The organism is uncultured Porphyromonas sp. (genome assembly GCF_934359325.1).
GTDB lineage: Bacteria > Bacteroidota > Bacteroidia > Bacteroidales > Porphyromonadaceae > Porphyromonas_A.
In genome coordinates this window covers 1-15,599 of the sequence record NZ_CAKRLH010000019.1, presented here as the reverse complement: position 1 = coordinate 15,599, position 15,599 = coordinate 1, and the positions used below count along the sequence as shown (strand labels likewise).

Annotated in this window: 8 protein-coding genes and 1 tRNA gene; all 9 read right to left on the bottom strand. The window is 57.6% G+C overall.

Annotated elements, in window-relative coordinates; translation table 11 throughout:
- The coding region (locus Q0F21_RS01760; protein ID WP_297236813.1) for an ATP-dependent DNA helicase RecQ at positions 1–1,352 on the bottom strand (1,352 nt) is incomplete at its 3' end.
- Between the two features lie 296 nt (positions 1,353–1,648).
- Positions 1,649–3,502, bottom strand: a complete 1,854-nt coding sequence (locus Q0F21_RS01755; RefSeq protein ID WP_297236812.1) for a glycoside hydrolase family 13 protein — start codon at positions 3,500–3,502, stop codon at positions 1,649–1,651.
- Positions 3,503–3,582: 80 nt separating this feature from the next.
- Positions 3,583–4,758 carry a SusE domain-containing protein gene (locus tag Q0F21_RS01750; RefSeq protein ID WP_297236810.1) on the bottom strand — a complete coding sequence of 392 codons (1,176 nt, stop codon included), beginning with the start codon at positions 4,756–4,758 and terminating at the stop codon, positions 3,583–3,585.
- Between the two features lie 8 nt (positions 4,759–4,766).
- Complete coding sequence (locus Q0F21_RS01745) at positions 4,767–6,287, bottom strand: RagB/SusD family nutrient uptake outer membrane protein (protein WP_297236808.1); 1,521 nt, start codon at positions 6,285–6,287, stop codon at positions 4,767–4,769.
- Positions 6,288–6,302: 15 nt separating this feature from the next.
- Positions 6,303–9,317, bottom strand: a complete 3,015-nt coding sequence (locus Q0F21_RS01740) for a TonB-dependent receptor (protein ID WP_297236806.1) — start codon at positions 9,315–9,317, stop codon at positions 6,303–6,305.
- A gap of 23 nt (positions 9,318–9,340) precedes the next feature.
- Complete coding sequence (locus tag Q0F21_RS01735; RefSeq protein ID WP_297236804.1) at positions 9,341–11,467, bottom strand: glycoside hydrolase family 97 protein; 2,127 nt, start codon at positions 11,465–11,467, stop codon at positions 9,341–9,343.
- Positions 11,468–11,995: 528 nt separating this feature from the next.
- On the bottom strand, positions 11,996–13,642 hold the full coding sequence (locus Q0F21_RS01730) for a DUF6377 domain-containing protein (RefSeq protein WP_297236802.1): 1,647 nt from the start codon (positions 13,640–13,642) through the stop codon (positions 11,996–11,998).
- Between the two features lie 122 nt (positions 13,643–13,764).
- Complete coding sequence (locus tag Q0F21_RS01725; RefSeq protein WP_297236800.1) at positions 13,765–15,261, bottom strand: Do family serine endopeptidase; 1,497 nt, start codon at positions 15,259–15,261, stop codon at positions 13,765–13,767.
- 247 nt (positions 15,262–15,508) lie between these two features.
- Positions 15,509–15,585 (bottom strand) — tRNA-Asn (locus Q0F21_RS01720).
- Positions 15,586–15,599: the final 14 nt, after the last annotated feature.

Genomic DNA, 15,599 nt, shown 5'->3' with positions numbered 1-15,599 from the left:
TAGTTCTCGATGTCGACCGTCTTCTTACCCAGGAGGAAGTGAATGATGTAGTCGGTCTTAAATTCCTCCTTAAGCACACTCACTGCCTCGAGTATGCTGATCAGTGTCTCTTTTGCTTCCACTCTCTTATGGTGCGCTTTACAGTTATCGCAGTTGTGACAGTTATCTTGCTCGTAGGTCTCTCCGAAGTAATTGAGGAGAAACTTCCGTCGGCATATCGGGCTCTCTGCATAGGACTTCATCTCTTCGAGAAGGAGGGAGCCCACGACCCTCTCGTTATTCGTCTTATTCTTACTATGGAGGAGCTTCGCCATCTTATCGATGTCAGCATTGCTGTAGTAAGCGATGCAGAGCCCCTCGCCGCCGTCCCGCCCCGCGCGACCGGTCTCCTGGTAGTAGCTCTCCAGGCTCTTAGGGATGTCGTAATGGATCACGAAGCGGACGTCTGGCTTGTCGATCCCCATCCCGAAGGCTATCGTCGCCACGATGACATCGATGCTCTCGTTGAGAAACGCATCCTGCGTCTCATCCCGCACCTTGCTCTCGATCCCGGCGTGGTAGGGGAGCGCCTTGATGTCGTTGGCCCTGAGCACCTCAGCAAGGTTCTCCACCTTCTTGCGGCTCATGCAGTAGATGATCCCGCTCTTGTGGTGGTGCTCCTTGATGAAGCGGATGATGTCCGGCTCCACCTCGCTGTCCTTCCGTCGGATCTCGTAGTAGAGATTGGGTCGATTAAAGGAGCTGCGGAAGACCCTCGCATCCCTCATCTCGAGCGCCTTTAGGATATCTTGCTGCACCATCGGCGTCGCCGTCGCCGTGAGGGCGATGATGGGACGTCGCTCGATCTGGTCGACGATCTCCCGGATGCGACGGTACTCCGGACGGAAGTCGTGACCCCACTCGCTGATACAGTGCGCCTCGTCCACGGCGTAGAAGGATACCGGTATCGACTTGAGGAACTCCACATTCTCCTCCTTCGTCAGACTCTCCGGAGCCACGAAGAGCATCTTCGTCGCTCCGCTCGCCAGGTCGGCACGCACCTCCTCCAGCTCAGACTTGGTGAGCGAGGAGTTCATGACATGAGCCACGGACGGGTCTGCAGCGCAGCCTCGGATCGCATCCACCTGATTCTTCATCAGAGCGATTAGGGGAGAGATGATGATCGAGGTGCCCTCGCTGATCAGGGCGGGCAGCTGGTAGCAGAGGGACTTGCCTCCGCCGGTCGGCATAAGCACGAAGGTGTCATGACCGGCCATGATGCTCGCTATGATCTCGGCCTGATCACCCTTGAAGGTGTCGAAGCCAAAGAAGTGCTTAAGGGTCTTGTGTAGTAAGTCGTCAGACTGTTCCATCTCTTAGGGCAAGGTCGGTGATTTTTATTTACTTCATAAAGGTAGTCAAAAAAAGGCTACCTCTCCAAATACCGGATGATGAAGTGGATAAAAAATCGCAGCCTCTGCTGCTCCGACCTCGCCTAAGCGGTCGCAAATATACGCTTTTGCGCCATCTCCCCAAGCTGCCACCTCTCCCGCCTGGTACCCCCCCTCGGACATGGCTCAAATCTATTACCGGTATTAGTGCGCACTAATACCGGTAATAGATCACACTAATACCGGTAATAGATCTGAGCCGTTCCCACTGGGAGGCTCTACTCGAGGATCACCACATCGTGAGGTGGGATGGTCACTGTCGTCTCTTTTGCGGGGATCTCTCGTCCGGAGGTGACCTCCCGGTGCGGCGTCACTCCCTCGGGGAGCGGTAAAGACCGTAGTGCGACACGACGTTCCTCGGAGGTGCCGTTGAGCAGGACTACAACGCAGCTGTCGCCCAGGGTGCGGGTGTAGAGGTAGACCCCGTCCAGAGGACTGTAGTGGCGGAGTTTCCCCCTTGTGACGGTCCTGTTGTCTCTTCTCCACGTGAGGAGCCGCCGGGTGTAATCGAGTGCCTCCTGCTGTGTCGGGGAGAGGTTCCTTCCCCTCAGGGCATCGGTGTGGTCCCCCTCCCAGCCTCCGGGGAAGTCCCTCCTCAAGGCGCCATCGCCCTCACTCTTGTCCGCTGCCATCAGGATCTCAGTGCCGTAGTAGAGCTGAGGGATGCCGCGTGTCGTGAGGAGGAAGGCGAGAGCCTGCCGGTATCGGCTGAGGTTGGCTGCATCGGTGCTGTCCTTACAGAAGCGGGAGGTGTCGTGATTGTCAAGGAAAGTGAGCAGACTATCCCTATCCTCGTAGACGAAGTCGGCTGAGAGACACTCGTAGAGGTGGAAGAGTCCGCCGTCCCACGGGGTGGTCTCTTCGTCAAATGCCCTCGTGGTCGCCAGCATCAGCGGGAAGTCCATCACTGTCGGCAGGCGACTGTCCTCCGGGCGGGCGAGACGACTGCCACGCTGCCAGTAGGCTACCTGTGAGGGGAGCATAAACCAGGTCTCCCCCACGATATTGAAGTCCGGATACTCCTCTAAGAGCGCATCGCACCACTTCCCCATCGCCCCCAGATCACCGTAGGGGTGGGTGTCCTGCCGTATTCCATCGATCCCCGCATACTCGATCCAGAAGATGCTGCTCTGTGTGAGGTAGGTCATCACGTGGGGGTTGCTGTGGTTAAGGTCCGGCATCGTCTCTACAAACCATCCGTCCGTGGCCTCCTCCCGCTCGCTCTTCGGGGCATTGGGATCCATCTGTGTAGAGGTCTTGAAGGAAGTCTGGTGGTACTGACTGCCGTGATGAAACCAATCCTCTCCGGGCATATCGCGGAAGAGTGGGCTCTCGGAGCCGCAGTGATTGAAGACCATATCCATGATGACCTTTAGCCCTCTCTCGTGTGCCGCCTGCACGAAGTTGCGGAAGTCATCGTTGCTGCCCAGACGGGGATCAATGCGGTAGTAATCGGTGATCGCATAGCCGTGGTAGGAGCCCTCGCTCATATCGTTCTCTTGGACAGGATTGAGCCAGAGGGCGGTGATGCCGAGGTCGGAGAGGTAGGGAAGACTCTGCTTGAGCCCCTTTAGGTCCCCACCATGTCGGGCAAAGCCGTCGCTCCGATCGACACGGGTCTCTCGCATACCCTCGATGGTGTCGTTGGTTGGGTCACCATTGGCAAAGCGGTCCGGCATGATCAGGTAGAGGACATCCTTGGGGGAGAAGCCCTGAGCCTTTGTCTCGTGTTTTTTCCTCTTGAGTAGCGGGTAACTGATGATACGCTCATCGCCCTCTGCCCCCCGTATCCGTATTCGGAGATCCTGGGGCACGGCACTGCTGAGATCCAGATAGAGGAGACGGTAGCGAGGATTGGGAGGGCAGACCGTCTCAGTTAGCGTAATGCCGTCGCCCTCTACGGTGAGCGTCGCACCGACCAGCTCATCTCCGTAGAGGAGGATCTGGAGTGTCGGATCCTTCATCCCCACCCACCACTGCTGCGGGTGGATGGTGAGCCGGCTCTCCGCTCTGAGGAGCGGGCAAGTCAGTATCAGTAGCAGTAGGGTGATAAGTGGCTTGTGAGTATGCATAGTCATCGAAAAAAAGCTCCCACCGGGGACGTGTCACCGGTGGGAGCAAACCTATCAAAATCTTTCTTACTGTGTGGAGATTACTTGTCGAGCTTCTGGAAGAAGTAGTTGCCGGTGAGGTCGTTGAAGTAGACGTTGTACTTCCCTGCCTCCTTGGCGGTCACCTTCCAGTTCTCTCCGCCGTTGGCGATGCCGAAGTCGGTGGGGAATTTCTCCTTCTCCTGACCTCCCCAGTTGGTACTCCAGGCAGCATCGGCGCGAAGCTTAAATTCGCCCTCCTTCAGCACGATCTCCCTGCCGATCCAGAGGTGCGGCTCGGTACTCGACTGCTCGAGGAAGAGGTCATGGTCCCAGTCGATGCCGGCGGTGCCTATGATACCCACCTTGCTGAGGGTCGGCTTGGCTGAGACATCGATGGGCGTAAAGCTGATGGTCGCTTGAGCGGGATCGAGCTTGCCCCTATTGACGGTCAGGGTGATCCGGTAGTATCCGGCAAGAGAGCCGGCGGGGAGCGCAATATTGTCTCCGCCCATATCGAGCTTGCCCTCCTTCATCCCGAGGATGTTATCCCAGCTACCGATGCTGGACTCTGGGAAGATCTTGAAGGCGGCACCGACCTTGAGGTATCCGTCGTAGTGGTAGGTGAGGGCGCTATTGTCGTCGGCGAAGAAGAGGTGATCGGTATTGTCATTCTTCCAGACCGGCGCACCGTCTCTGCCGCTGAGGTCCCCCACGAGGAAGTAGAGATCAGGGCGGACAGTGGCGAAGAACGGGGTAACGGTCAGCTCCAGTGGTGCCGAGGTGGTCCTATAGGTCTCGAGGGTGTGGTCGTTCCCCTTATCGGCCAGAGGAAGCGCTTCCACCGTAACGGAGACCTTGCCCGGAGTGTCGCCCTCCATCTCCAGCTCGGTGACGAGCCGCTTATTGAGCTGCTGGAGTGGGATAGAGATCTGACGTGCCCCGGTGGGGACCGGGAAGTCGAGCTGCTTGTCGCCCCCCTCGCGGGAGAGGATGACGGTGTAGGTAGCGGGGATCTTATCGCCATACTTGGCGGGGCTCCAGCTCAGGTCGAGCGTGCCGGTGCTCTCGGGAGTGATCGTCAGCTCTGAGGAGGTGGGCTGATCGAGCACGGCGGGAGACTTAGAGGAGAGGACGGCATCGAAGCTCTCCATCGGATCCTCGGTGCTACATCCCGCCACGAGGGAGAGGATGAGGGCAGCGAGGGTGGAGGATGCCAGGTGGTATATTCTATTCATAGTCTGAGTCATTTGCTTTGGGGACGAAGGTTAGGATTGGCGAGCGCATCAGAGGCGGGGATGGGGTAGAGCAGCCTGTCGGCAGTCATCGCTGCGCCGGAGGCTTTTCCACCCTTCCACTCCCATAGATAACTGCCTGAGGTGAAGAGTCCGAAGCGGATCAGGTCGGTGCGGCGGTGTCCCTCCCAGTAGAGTTCGCGCCCGCGCTCGTCGATGATCTGCGATAGCTCGAGACCGGCTACAGGTGCGATGCCTGCTCGGGTGCGGATGGTATTGAGATAGTCCAGTCCCTTGCCCTTGTCGGCGGCTCCTCTAGCGGCACACTCGGCATAGATGAGGTACATCTCAGCGAGACGGAAGAGGGGGAAGTCCATATCGCAGTAGTCGGGATGGCTGCCCGGCTTGCCGTCGCTGGTCACATTGGTGTACTTATAGACGTAGACCCCTTGGTTGAAGTCATTCAGCTTCTCGATCGTGTCGGTCGACTTGAGGAGCAGGTTGCGGCTGTCCTCCGGGGTGAAGAGCTTGGCAAAGGTCGGCGTCGCTCTATTACCACCCCACTTGCCATTGGTGCCGATACCGTCGAGGAGCTTTTTCTCCTTAAGCTTATTGAGCATATCATCATTGTAGGAGGCGGAGACGAAGAAGGTGGCACCTGACCAGCTCTGGGCATTTTGCCCATCGGCGGGGACGGCGAGGATGATCTCGTCGGTAAACTTGTGGTTGTCCGCCCCGAAGAGATCCTTATATTTCGGGTGGAGCTTGTAGCCGGCGGTGATCACCTTATCGGCATACTCCGCTGCCTCTGCGTAGTGACCGGTGCCGGTGTAGACCTCGGCATTGAGGTAGACGCGGGCGAGCAGCGCCTGTGCGGCAGCCTGACCGGCACGACCATAGACCTGCTGACCGGCAGGCTTGAGGAGTGGCTCTACCGCCCTCAGCTCCGAGATGATGTAGTCGTAGAGCTCCTTGCGGGCGATCTTCTTAGGAGCTGTCTTGCCTGTCGGATCCTGCTCTGTGATGAAGGGCACATCGCCGTAGAGATCCATCAGCACCCAGTACTGGAAGGCTCGGACGAAGCGAGCCTCCGCCTTCATCAGCTCCTTCTCCTCCGGCTTGAGGGGTGAGCTGTCCACGTTGGCGAGAAACTCGTTGGCATACTTGATCTGGATGATGGAGCGGTAGTAGGCTCCGGCGACGAAGCCGGTAGTGGCATCCCAGGTGCCGTCGCTCAGCCCCTTGACTGCCTCATCGTTCCAGGCGCACTTGACCTCGTCCGTGGGGAGCTCCTGGAGGTTGAAGAACGCTCTCGTGAATCCCGTAAATCCGTCGTCGATGCCGGCGACATCGCCCTCCCTGAGTGCCCAAGCGCCATAGACCTTGGCAAAGGCCTCACGTGTACCCTCCTCGGTGGCGAAGACCTTGGGACCGGTTACGTCATTCGTCGGCATCCGGTCGAGATCACGGACGCAGGAGGCGAGTAATAGCCCCGTGAGTAGGGTCGAGATGAGTATGGTAGTAGTTCTCATATTCTTTTGCATGAATTAAAAGGTGAGACCCAGACTAAGAGAGTAAGTGCGGGGGATGGGGTAGAACTGGTGGTCGATCCCACCGGAGACCTCCGGGTCGATGCCCTTGTAGGAGGAGAGGGTGAAGACATTCTGCACCGTCGCACCGAGGTTGATGCCGACGGTGTCGTGGAAGAGGCGACCGAAGTCGTAGCTCAGGGTCAGATTATCCATCTTGAGGAATGAGGCATCTCGGACGTAGTAGTCGGAGAGGTAGTGCTTATTGATAAAGCCGGACGCACTGTAGTCGTGTGTCGCATTGCTGATCCATCCCAGAGGGTCGATGACCGAGTCGAGGGTGGCATTGTTGCTGGAGACGTTGTCGTAGATCTTGTTGCCGGTATTGGCACGCAGGGAGGTAGATAGAGTGAGCCCCTTGTACCGAAGCGAGGTGCTGAGACCATAGAGGAAGTCCGGTGCCGGCTTGCCACAGTGGTACTTGTCGTAGTTGTCTATCTTTCCGTCACCATTAAGGTCCGCAAAGACACCCTCGATAGGCTTGCCCTGCTCATCGTACACCTGCTTGTGGACGAAGAAGGAGTAGGGCGCATAGCCGACGGAGTGGATCTGGGCGTAGTTGCCGGTGGCACCATTGATACCGCCCACCTCAGCACCGAGGTAGGTGGGATCCTCGACCTGAGTCAGCTGAGTGATCTCGGTCTTGTTGTAGGTGGCGTTGAAGTTGAGCACCCAGTTCCAGTCCTTCGTCTCGATCGGGATATAGTTCACCGACAGCTCTGCCCCCTTATTGGTCATGGAGCCGATGTTGGTGAGGAGCTTATTGGAGAAGTTGGCTCCTGCCGGGATCGGGATCTCATTGAGCAGATCCTTGGTGTGCTTGACGTAGAGGTCGATCGATCCGTAGAGTCGACCATTGAGGAAGCCGTAGTCGAGACCGACATTGGAGGTAGCGGTCTGCTCCCACTTGATCTCTGCATCGTAAGCGGCAGGCTTGTACATATTGTACCACTTGTCGCCGAAGAGGTACTTCGACTGATTGCCGCTGAGATAGTAGACCGGCTGATAGCTATAGTTGGCGATACCGTCCTGCTGACCGGTCATACCATATCCGAGACGAAGCTTCAGGTCGCTGACGGCCTCCACATCCTTGAGGAAGGACTCCTCCTTGATCTTCCAGGCCAGAGCGACGGAGGGGAAGATACCCCAGCGATACTCGGGTGCAAAGCGAGATGAACCGTCGGTACGAACCGTCGCTGTTATGAGGTAGCGGTCGAGGAGAGAGTAATTGACACGACCGTAGAAGGATACGAGCGTATTCCTCGGCATGTCGTAAGGGAAGACCGGCTTATTGTACTCGATCCCTCCGGCAGTCTTGTCGGCGTATCGGTAGTCCTTGGTGCGCCAGTCCTGGTAGGAGTAACCCGCCATCACATCGAGTGCACCGAGGAGGGCGTCAGACTCCGCCTTATAATTGACGTAGAAGTCGAGGAGCTTATTCGTCTTCTCCTGGCGGTACCGGTTGTCGAGACCGCCCTTGCCCACCTCCTGATTGGTGTACTCATTGAGGGGAGCTGTCGTGGGGATGTAGACGGTGCCGTGCCCCACGCCATAGTCGTAGGCAAGGTTAAGGTTCATGCTCAGTCCCTTGATGAAGGGGACCTTGTAGGTGATCATCGAGTTGGCGATGATGCGGCTGGTGGTGCCTCTATCCTCTTTCTCCATCAGGAGGGCAAGAGGATTGCGCGGGGCTAGGGAGCGGGGGATCACCTGACCGTCGTCAGTTGTGCCGGTGAGGAACCAGTAGCCACCGAAGGGCTTGTAGACCGCCTCATCGGACATGATCGGCTGCGTCGGGTCCATCCGGACAGCTCCATCAATGGCTCCCTTGTCAGCATAGCGATTTCGGGTGTGGGAGCCCTTGACATTCAGCGTCACGGTGAGGTCGTCATTGAGAAAGTGGGGTGAGAGGCTGAGGTCTCCGGTGACGCGCTGCATGTGGTCCGTCCTTAGGATACCCTTCTCGTCGTAGTAGCCTACAGAGACACGGTAGGGGAGCCAGGAGGTGGCGCCACTGATACTGACGTTATTGTCCGTACCAAAGGCGGTCTGGTAGATGGCGCTCTGCCAGTCGGTATTCTCCTTGCCGAGCATGGCGATATACTTCGCATCGCCACTCTTCTTCACGATCTCGCGGATCTCGTCGCCGGTGTAGACATCAACGTACTTGCGAGGGGTGGAGACGGAGAAGCGGGTGGTCGCCTGGACGCGTAGTGGCTGTCCGAGGCTGCCCTTCTTCGTCGTGATGATGATCACGCCATTGGACGCTCTGGAGCCATAGATCGCTGTGGCAGACGCGTCCTTCAGTACGTTCATTGACTCGATGTCAGCCGGGTTGATCGAGCTCAGCGCACTCGGTGCTCCGGGGAGCGAGCCGCCCTCCATGGGGACGCCATCGATGACGATCAGCGGGTCGTTGGAGGCGTTGAGTGAGGCACCACCGCGGATGCGTATCGTTGAGCCTGAGCCGGGACCTCCGCCGCCGGGGACGATCTGTACACCGGCGATCTTACCGGTGATGAGCTGGTCCGGAGTGGAGATGGCGCCCTTCTGGAAGTCTTTGCTGGAGATCGTGGTGATGGAGCCGGTGAGGTCCTTCTTCTGCACCGACCCATAGCCGATCACCACCACCTCGTCGAGGAGCTCGGAGTCCTCGTGGAGGATAAGGCGAAGGGGGAAGGTCTGATCGGCGACGGCGATCGTCTGATCAACGAAGCCGATGTAGGTAAAGGTGAGACGATCGGACTTGTCGACCTGAAGGGAGAAGTTCCCGTCTGCATCGGTGATCGTCCCCTGCCCCGTCTTGTCAGTCACCCGCACGGTGACGCCGGGCAGAGGCGTGCCCTCCACGTCGACCACCACGCCGTGGGCGTGTATCGACTGGGCGAGAGCAGAGAGCGCACTCCCACTGACTACCACCAGTAGGGCGAGCAGTCGCAGGGTATGCTTGAGTATACTGCTATTCTTATTCATACTAAGATATGGGGTTAAGGGATTTACTTGATCTCAGAGAGGATCACGGCGAAGCCTCCGCCCTCCACCTCGTGCAGGGTGAGGGTGCTCTTGGAGGTCACCTTCTTCTCCGTGATGGTGTAGTCGTACTGATTGGTCAGGTAGTGAGCCTTCTTGCCATCCTGCCACACCTTGGCGATGTACTTCTTCCCCGGGGTGAGGAAGTCGAGTCTGATCTTCGTCGTGCGATCCATCCCGCTGACACTGCCGATGTACCAGTCCTCGCTTGCCTTGTCCTTACGTGCTACGGTGATGTAGCGTCCCGGCTCTGCCTCGAGGTACTTGCTGTCGCTCCAGTCCACCGGCACCCTCTCGATAAACTCAAAGGCATCCATCCGCTCCTCGTAGTGCTCGGGCAGGTCTGCCGCCATCTGGAGCGGCGTGTACATCGTCAGGTAGCTGCCGAGCTGATTGCAGACGGTGGTGCGGACGACATTGTGGTTGTCCGGATTGAGTCGGCTGAGGTCCATCATCAGGATCCCCGGCGTGTAGTCCATCGGACCACCGATGAGGCGGGTAAAGGGAAGTAGGGTAAGGTGATTGGCGGGATTACCACCGGTCTGGAACTCCTGACCCTTCGCTGACTCCTGAGAGAGGAGGTTGGGGTAGGTGCGGCTCAGTCCGGTCATGTGGACCGACTCGTGAGCATTGACCATGATCTGTCGCTCGGCAGCCTTCTTCACCACATATAGGTAGTGATTGACTAGCCACTGACCGTAGTGGTACTCCCCGTGGGGGACGATGTCGCCGACGTATCCGGTCTTGACGCCCGGGTAGTCGTACTTCTTCATCAGGTCAAAGGCGGCATCCAGGTGACGCTCGTAGTTGCGGATCGAGCTGGAGGTCTCGTGGTGCATCAGCATCTTGATCCCCTTCTCCTTGGCGTAGCGGTGGATTTCCTCGATGTCAAAGTCGGGGTAGGGGGTGACAAAGTCAAAGACGTAGTCCTTCTTGTGGCCAAACCAGTCCTCCCAGCCGATGTTCCATCCCTCGACCAGCAGCCCGTCCATCCCGTGGGCGGAGGCGAAGTCGATGAAGCGCTTCACATTAGCGGTCGTGGCTCCGTGGCGACCGTTGGGCTTCACCTTGGAGTAGTCGGTCCGGTCGAGGTGGACGCTGTGGAGGTCATCGGTGTAAGCCCAGGTGCTCTTGCCGGTGATCATCTCCCACCAGACGCCCATGTACTTCATCGGCTTGATCCAGGAGGTGTCCTCGATCTTGCAGGGCTCATTAAGGTTGTAGATCAGTTTGCTCGCGAGGATGTCCCGCGCATCATCGCTGACGATGATGGTACGCCAGGGGGTGTTGAATGCAGTCTGCACGTGCCCCTTGCTTCCCTGTGCGTCCGGGGTGAGGTGGGCGTGGAAGACCATAGCCTTGTCGTCCAGCTCCAGATTGAGCGCCGGGAAGTCGATCAGCGCTGCCTCGTGGATATTGATGTAGAGCCCGTTGTCAGCCTTGAGCTGCAGCGGGGTCTGCACTCCGGTCTTGGAGAAGTCCTGCTGAGAGGCGTTGTGGATGTGAGCCTCATCGTACCGGCTTCTGATCTCGCTGAGACGGCACTCGGTGACGTTGTACTCCTGTGTGTCGTAGTCGCCCGGGATCCAGAAGGCGGTGTGATCGCCTGCCATGGCAAACTCGGTCGCCTCCTCCTTTACCGTAAAGTAGATCAGGCGATCCTGGTCGGGAAACTCGTACCTCAGCCCCATGCCGTCATCGAAGAGGCGGAAGCGGAGGTCCATCGCCCGCCCATTATCGGGCTGACGCAGGTGGATGAGCATCTCATTGTAGTGGTTGCGGATCGTGCTCACCTCGCCCCAGACCGGCGTCCAGGTCTCATCGAAGGTGGAGCGGGCGGCCTCGCCCTGCTGCTCAAAGGCAGAGACGAGATCACCGTCCTCGTGATCCTTGAGGTAGAAGCCTAAGTGGCTGTCCCGCACGACCGGCTTGTCGCCATAGTCGAGGCGATACATCGGCTCGCCCTTGCTCCCGAGGTGGAAGGTGAGGGTGAGGTTGCCATCAGGGGACTTGAGGACCTCTTGTGCCCCGGCGGTGCCGATCGAGATCGTCAGCGCAAGGAGCAGGGAGAGGATAAGCGTACGTGGTTTCATGACTGCTTATATATTATGGTGTATAAAAAAGTGGTCGAAGGCAATGAGGTGACTCCAAGGCGATGGGAGGAGCCGATCCTCAAATGATTTCTGATACAAAATTCACCCCTTCGAGACACTCCTCCAACTAACCACAAAAGTATATAAGGGTGTATTGGCCGAAATGGGTCGTAGCGTGCAGATTATTAGGCAACTAATTAATTTTGTTAACCTATAAATATAACCTCAGTATGGTCTGTTTTCGAGGGGAAGGAGGCAGGGCTGACGCATTTGAGCTTTACAGTAAACTATCTGATGCTCGTCAGAGTTCGGTGAATTCTAAACCCGGTATTAGTGATCACTAAACCCGGTAATAGTGATCACTAATACCGGGTTTAGTTTGGGGGCTGATTCACTTGAGTTTTACAGTGCCCGCCCGATCCCTTAGCGGTCGTCGCCCTTTTGCCAGGTGAGACCTTGGGTAAGTCCAAAAACGTTAGCCCTGGGAGAGGAGGTCTCATTTTGCCCCCATTTTCTCCCCGAGGAGATCTACCTCGATCTCCCGATCTTCATGATCTCGCCCTCGAAGTCCTTATTCTCTACGAGGGACTTATTCTTGACTCTCGTCTTGTAGGTGTTGATCGTATTGACGGAGTAATTGAGGAAGTGAGCCACCTGCTCCGTCTTGGTGATCCCGACGCGGATCAGGGCGAAGATCCTCATCTCTGGTGTCAGCGGGTCGCCCGGCAGGAGCGTCTGTTGCTCCTCCGGGGGGAAGAGTGCATTGTACTCTGCGACGAATGTGGGGAATAGCTGGGTGAAGGTCTCGTCGAAGTCGGCATACATATCCTTCCGCTCTCGCACCACCTCGCTCTGACGGATCCGCTTGCGGATCGCATCGTACTGCTTGCTCTCTAAGCGCTTCAGGATAAAGCGGTAGAGCTCCTCCTGCTCGTGTATGTAGGCACCCTGTCTGTAGAAGGAGGAGCCGATGTACTCATCCTTGATCGCATTGGCCTCCTCGAGTCGCTCATTGGAGACTCGTAGTGCGCTATTGGCCCTCTCTATCTGCGTCGTTGCGCGGCGTAGGTGGCGCATCTGGAGGATGATCACCACGATCGCTGCGATCAGCAAGAGGCAGAGCAGCGAGGCCACCACTGTATATATGGTCATCTGTCGGCGGCGAAGGTCGAGATGTCTCAGCTTGCTCTGCTCGATCAGTGGGCGGATGTCCCCCACTGCCATCTTCCGATGCTTCGCGTCGTAGTAATTGGCATCCTGCATAGCGAGATCGATATAGCTCGCCGCCCGGTCGATCTCCCCCGTGCGGTAGAGCAAGCCGGCGAGGCGGGCGAGGGAGGTGGTCTCGTGCGTCCCGGTGATGAGATCATATCCGGCGGAGCGGGCAAGTGCCTCCATAGCCATCCGCTCGTCACCCAGCTCTGTGGCGGCACTTCCCTTGAGGGAGAGCAGGATCGCTCGGTCGCGGTCGGTGATAGACTTTAGTTGGAGTACCTTGTCGATCGTGGACAGTGCCTCGCGGTAGCGGTGGAGGTGGAGTAGCTTATGGATCTGAGCGAAGTTGTGATCGTGCGAGTCCTCGGGAGAGAGCGACAGAGCGAGGTCCGCCTCTCGGATGCCCTCCTCCCGGTAGCGGTGCGCCATGTCGTCGTTGTGGTCATTGTACTCCGCTAGGTCGAGGAAGTACTTCATCCTAAGGAGGTGGACCGCAGTAGCCTCCTCATCTGACATGTCGTCCGTCTCTATCGAGCTGATCGTCTCATGCGCCTCCAGGAAGAGCCCCGCCGAGAGGTAGCAGTAGGCGATCTCTATCGCGGCAGCACGGGCTGCGGCAGCTCCGGGCAGCTGATGCCCCAGCTCCAGAGCCTGCTTGGAGAAGTAGAGTGCCGAGTCGAAGCGGAAGGGTCGGTACTCCTGCGCCAGCTCCAGCGTCGTGCTGTATCGCTGTTCTAATGGACCCTCCTCCACCGCAGCCAGCTGACTACGCAGGTCGCCGAGGCGAGCCTCCTTGAGATCGGTGAAGTGGGTTCGTCGGTCGACTAAGAGGTCCAGACTGTCGAGGATGGCGGCGAGCTCCTCCTGCTGCGGCTGCTTCGCTCCATGGCAAGCAGACAGCAGGGAGAGGATCAGCATGATCCCCGCCAGATGGACACTTATGGTACCTGCTCTCTTCATTTTGTCTTACAAATATAGAGTTTTCTTCCATATGCATCTCCGGAGCCGATGAGGAGAAGGCAGCGCACCCCGGCGGACAATCATCCACCGGGGTGCGCCTATTATGATCTGTCAGAGCGAGATCAGTCTCGCAGGTCTACGGCTACGTAATTGATGCGGCCGTTGGTATTGATCAGCTTGACGAAGAGCACCTTGTCGCTGCTGCCGGATACGACTTCGCTCACGATTTTGTCCACATCCTCCTTCTTGCTTACTCGGAGGTTATTCACCGCAAGGATCACGTCTCCCTTGCGGATGCCGGCGCGGAAGAACTTTCCGTCCCTGTCCACGCCTACCACCTTGACTCCATAGGAGACGCCAAGGTCGCTCATCTCCTTCTCAGTCAGCTCGAGGAAGGCAGCACCGATCGAGCTCTCATCGATGCGGGTGACAGCCTCGGTATTCCCCTCGCTATTCTTCAGCACCATATCGAGAGTGAGGGACTTACCCTTACGGTCGACGGAGGCACGCACCTTATCTCCGGGCTTATGTGTGGAGATGGTCTCCTGGAGATCCGACATCGTCGAGATGCTGTGCCCGTCGATGGCGGTGATCACGTCTCCCTCCTTGAGACCTGCCTGCTTGGCGGTGCTGCGGTCAGCCACCTCCATGATCAGAGCTCCCTGGGAGACCTTGAGGTCATACTTCTCCGTGGCGGCAGAGGTGATGTTGGTGCCTGCGATCCCCAGCACGGCGCGCTGCACGGTGCCGTACTCCTTGAGATCACCTACGACCTTGTGTACGATGGAGGTGGGGATGGCAAAGGAGATCCCGGCGTAGTTACCGGTGCTGGAGTAGATCATCGTATTGATCCCTATCAGTTCGCCTGCCATATTGACCAGAGCCCCGCCGGAGTTGCCAGGATTCACCGCCACGTCAGACTGGATGAATGAGCCCACCTGGAGTGATCCCTGACCGCTCCCAGCAGCACGCCCCTTGGCGCTCACAATACCGGCGGTCACTGTACTGCGGAGGTTGAACGGGTTTCCGATCGCCAGCACCCACTCACCGACACGGAGGTCATCGCTGTTGCCGAAGGGGATTGCGGTCAGCTCCTTACCGGCATCGACCTTGATCAGTGCCAGGTCGGTGGAGGGGTCTGTCCCGATTACCTTGGCCTTATACTCCTCATTGTTATTCGTCGTGACATAGACATCATCTGCCCCATCGATCACGTGATTATTGGTGACGATGTAGCCGTCCTTGCTGATGATGACGCCCGATCCGATCTCCACCTGCTTGGGCATCTCCTGCCGCTGCTGTCTCCCCTGCCGAGGATCCCGCTGCGAGGGGATACCGAAGAAGAACTCAAACGGATCGAAGTATCTCTGCTGAGCCATGCGGACCGCCTTCTCTGTCCGGATATTGACGACGCCATCGATCGTCTGCTCCGCCACCTCTACGAAGTTGGGTGGCGTGGAGGCCACGTAGGCTCTGGATGACTTTGCCGGTTCGGCGGTCTCATAGGTCTCTCCGGATGGCTGATCGGCATGCTTCACGATCGCCACCCCGCCGATCGCACTAAGTGTCGAGCAGGCGATCACCAGTGCGCTTGTGAGGATGATTTCTTTTGCTTTCATACGCATCTATATTATCTCTTGTCTTTTCTTCGATTTCCTGACAAATAAACGGATTAAACTACTTGCATTCAATAGTCAACCGTTGGCTAATTAACACTTTGCAAATACTATGCCCCGATTCTTCTGTCCCTTACAGATGATTAACCAATCCCCGTCCGGTCTTAGGAATAAAAAATAACGACCTGGAGGGGAAAAGAAAAGCGACGAAAGGTAGACTTACCCTTCGTCGCTCTGTGAATTACTTGTCTGGCGCTTGAACTTGGACTTGAACCAAGGACCCTCTGATTAACAGTCAGATGCTCTAACCAACTGAGCTATTCAAGCATTTCCGCCCTCCC

Coding starts and splice junctions, on each gene's coding strand:
- Q0F21_RS01755 (WP_297236812.1), bottom strand. CDS start 3,502: ATGCATACTCACAAGCCACTTATCACCCTACTGCTACTGATACTGACT.
- Q0F21_RS01740 (WP_297236806.1), bottom strand. CDS start 9,317: ATGAATAAGAATAGCAGTATACTCAAGCATACCCTGCGACTGCTCGCC.
- Q0F21_RS01750 (WP_297236810.1), bottom strand. CDS start 4,758: ATGAATAGAATATACCACCTGGCATCCTCCACCCTCGCTGCCCTCATC.
- Q0F21_RS01730 (WP_297236802.1), bottom strand. CDS start 13,642: ATGAAGAGAGCAGGTACCATAAGTGTCCATCTGGCGGGGATCATGCTG.
- Q0F21_RS01725 (WP_297236800.1), bottom strand. CDS start 15,261: ATGAAAGCAAAAGAAATCATCCTCACAAGCGCACTGGTGATCGCCTGC.
- Q0F21_RS01745 (WP_297236808.1), bottom strand. CDS start 6,287: ATGAGAACTACTACCATACTCATCTCGACCCTACTCACGGGGCTATTA.
- Q0F21_RS01735 (WP_297236804.1), bottom strand. CDS start 11,467: ATGAAACCACGTACGCTTATCCTCTCCCTGCTCCTTGCGCTGACGATC.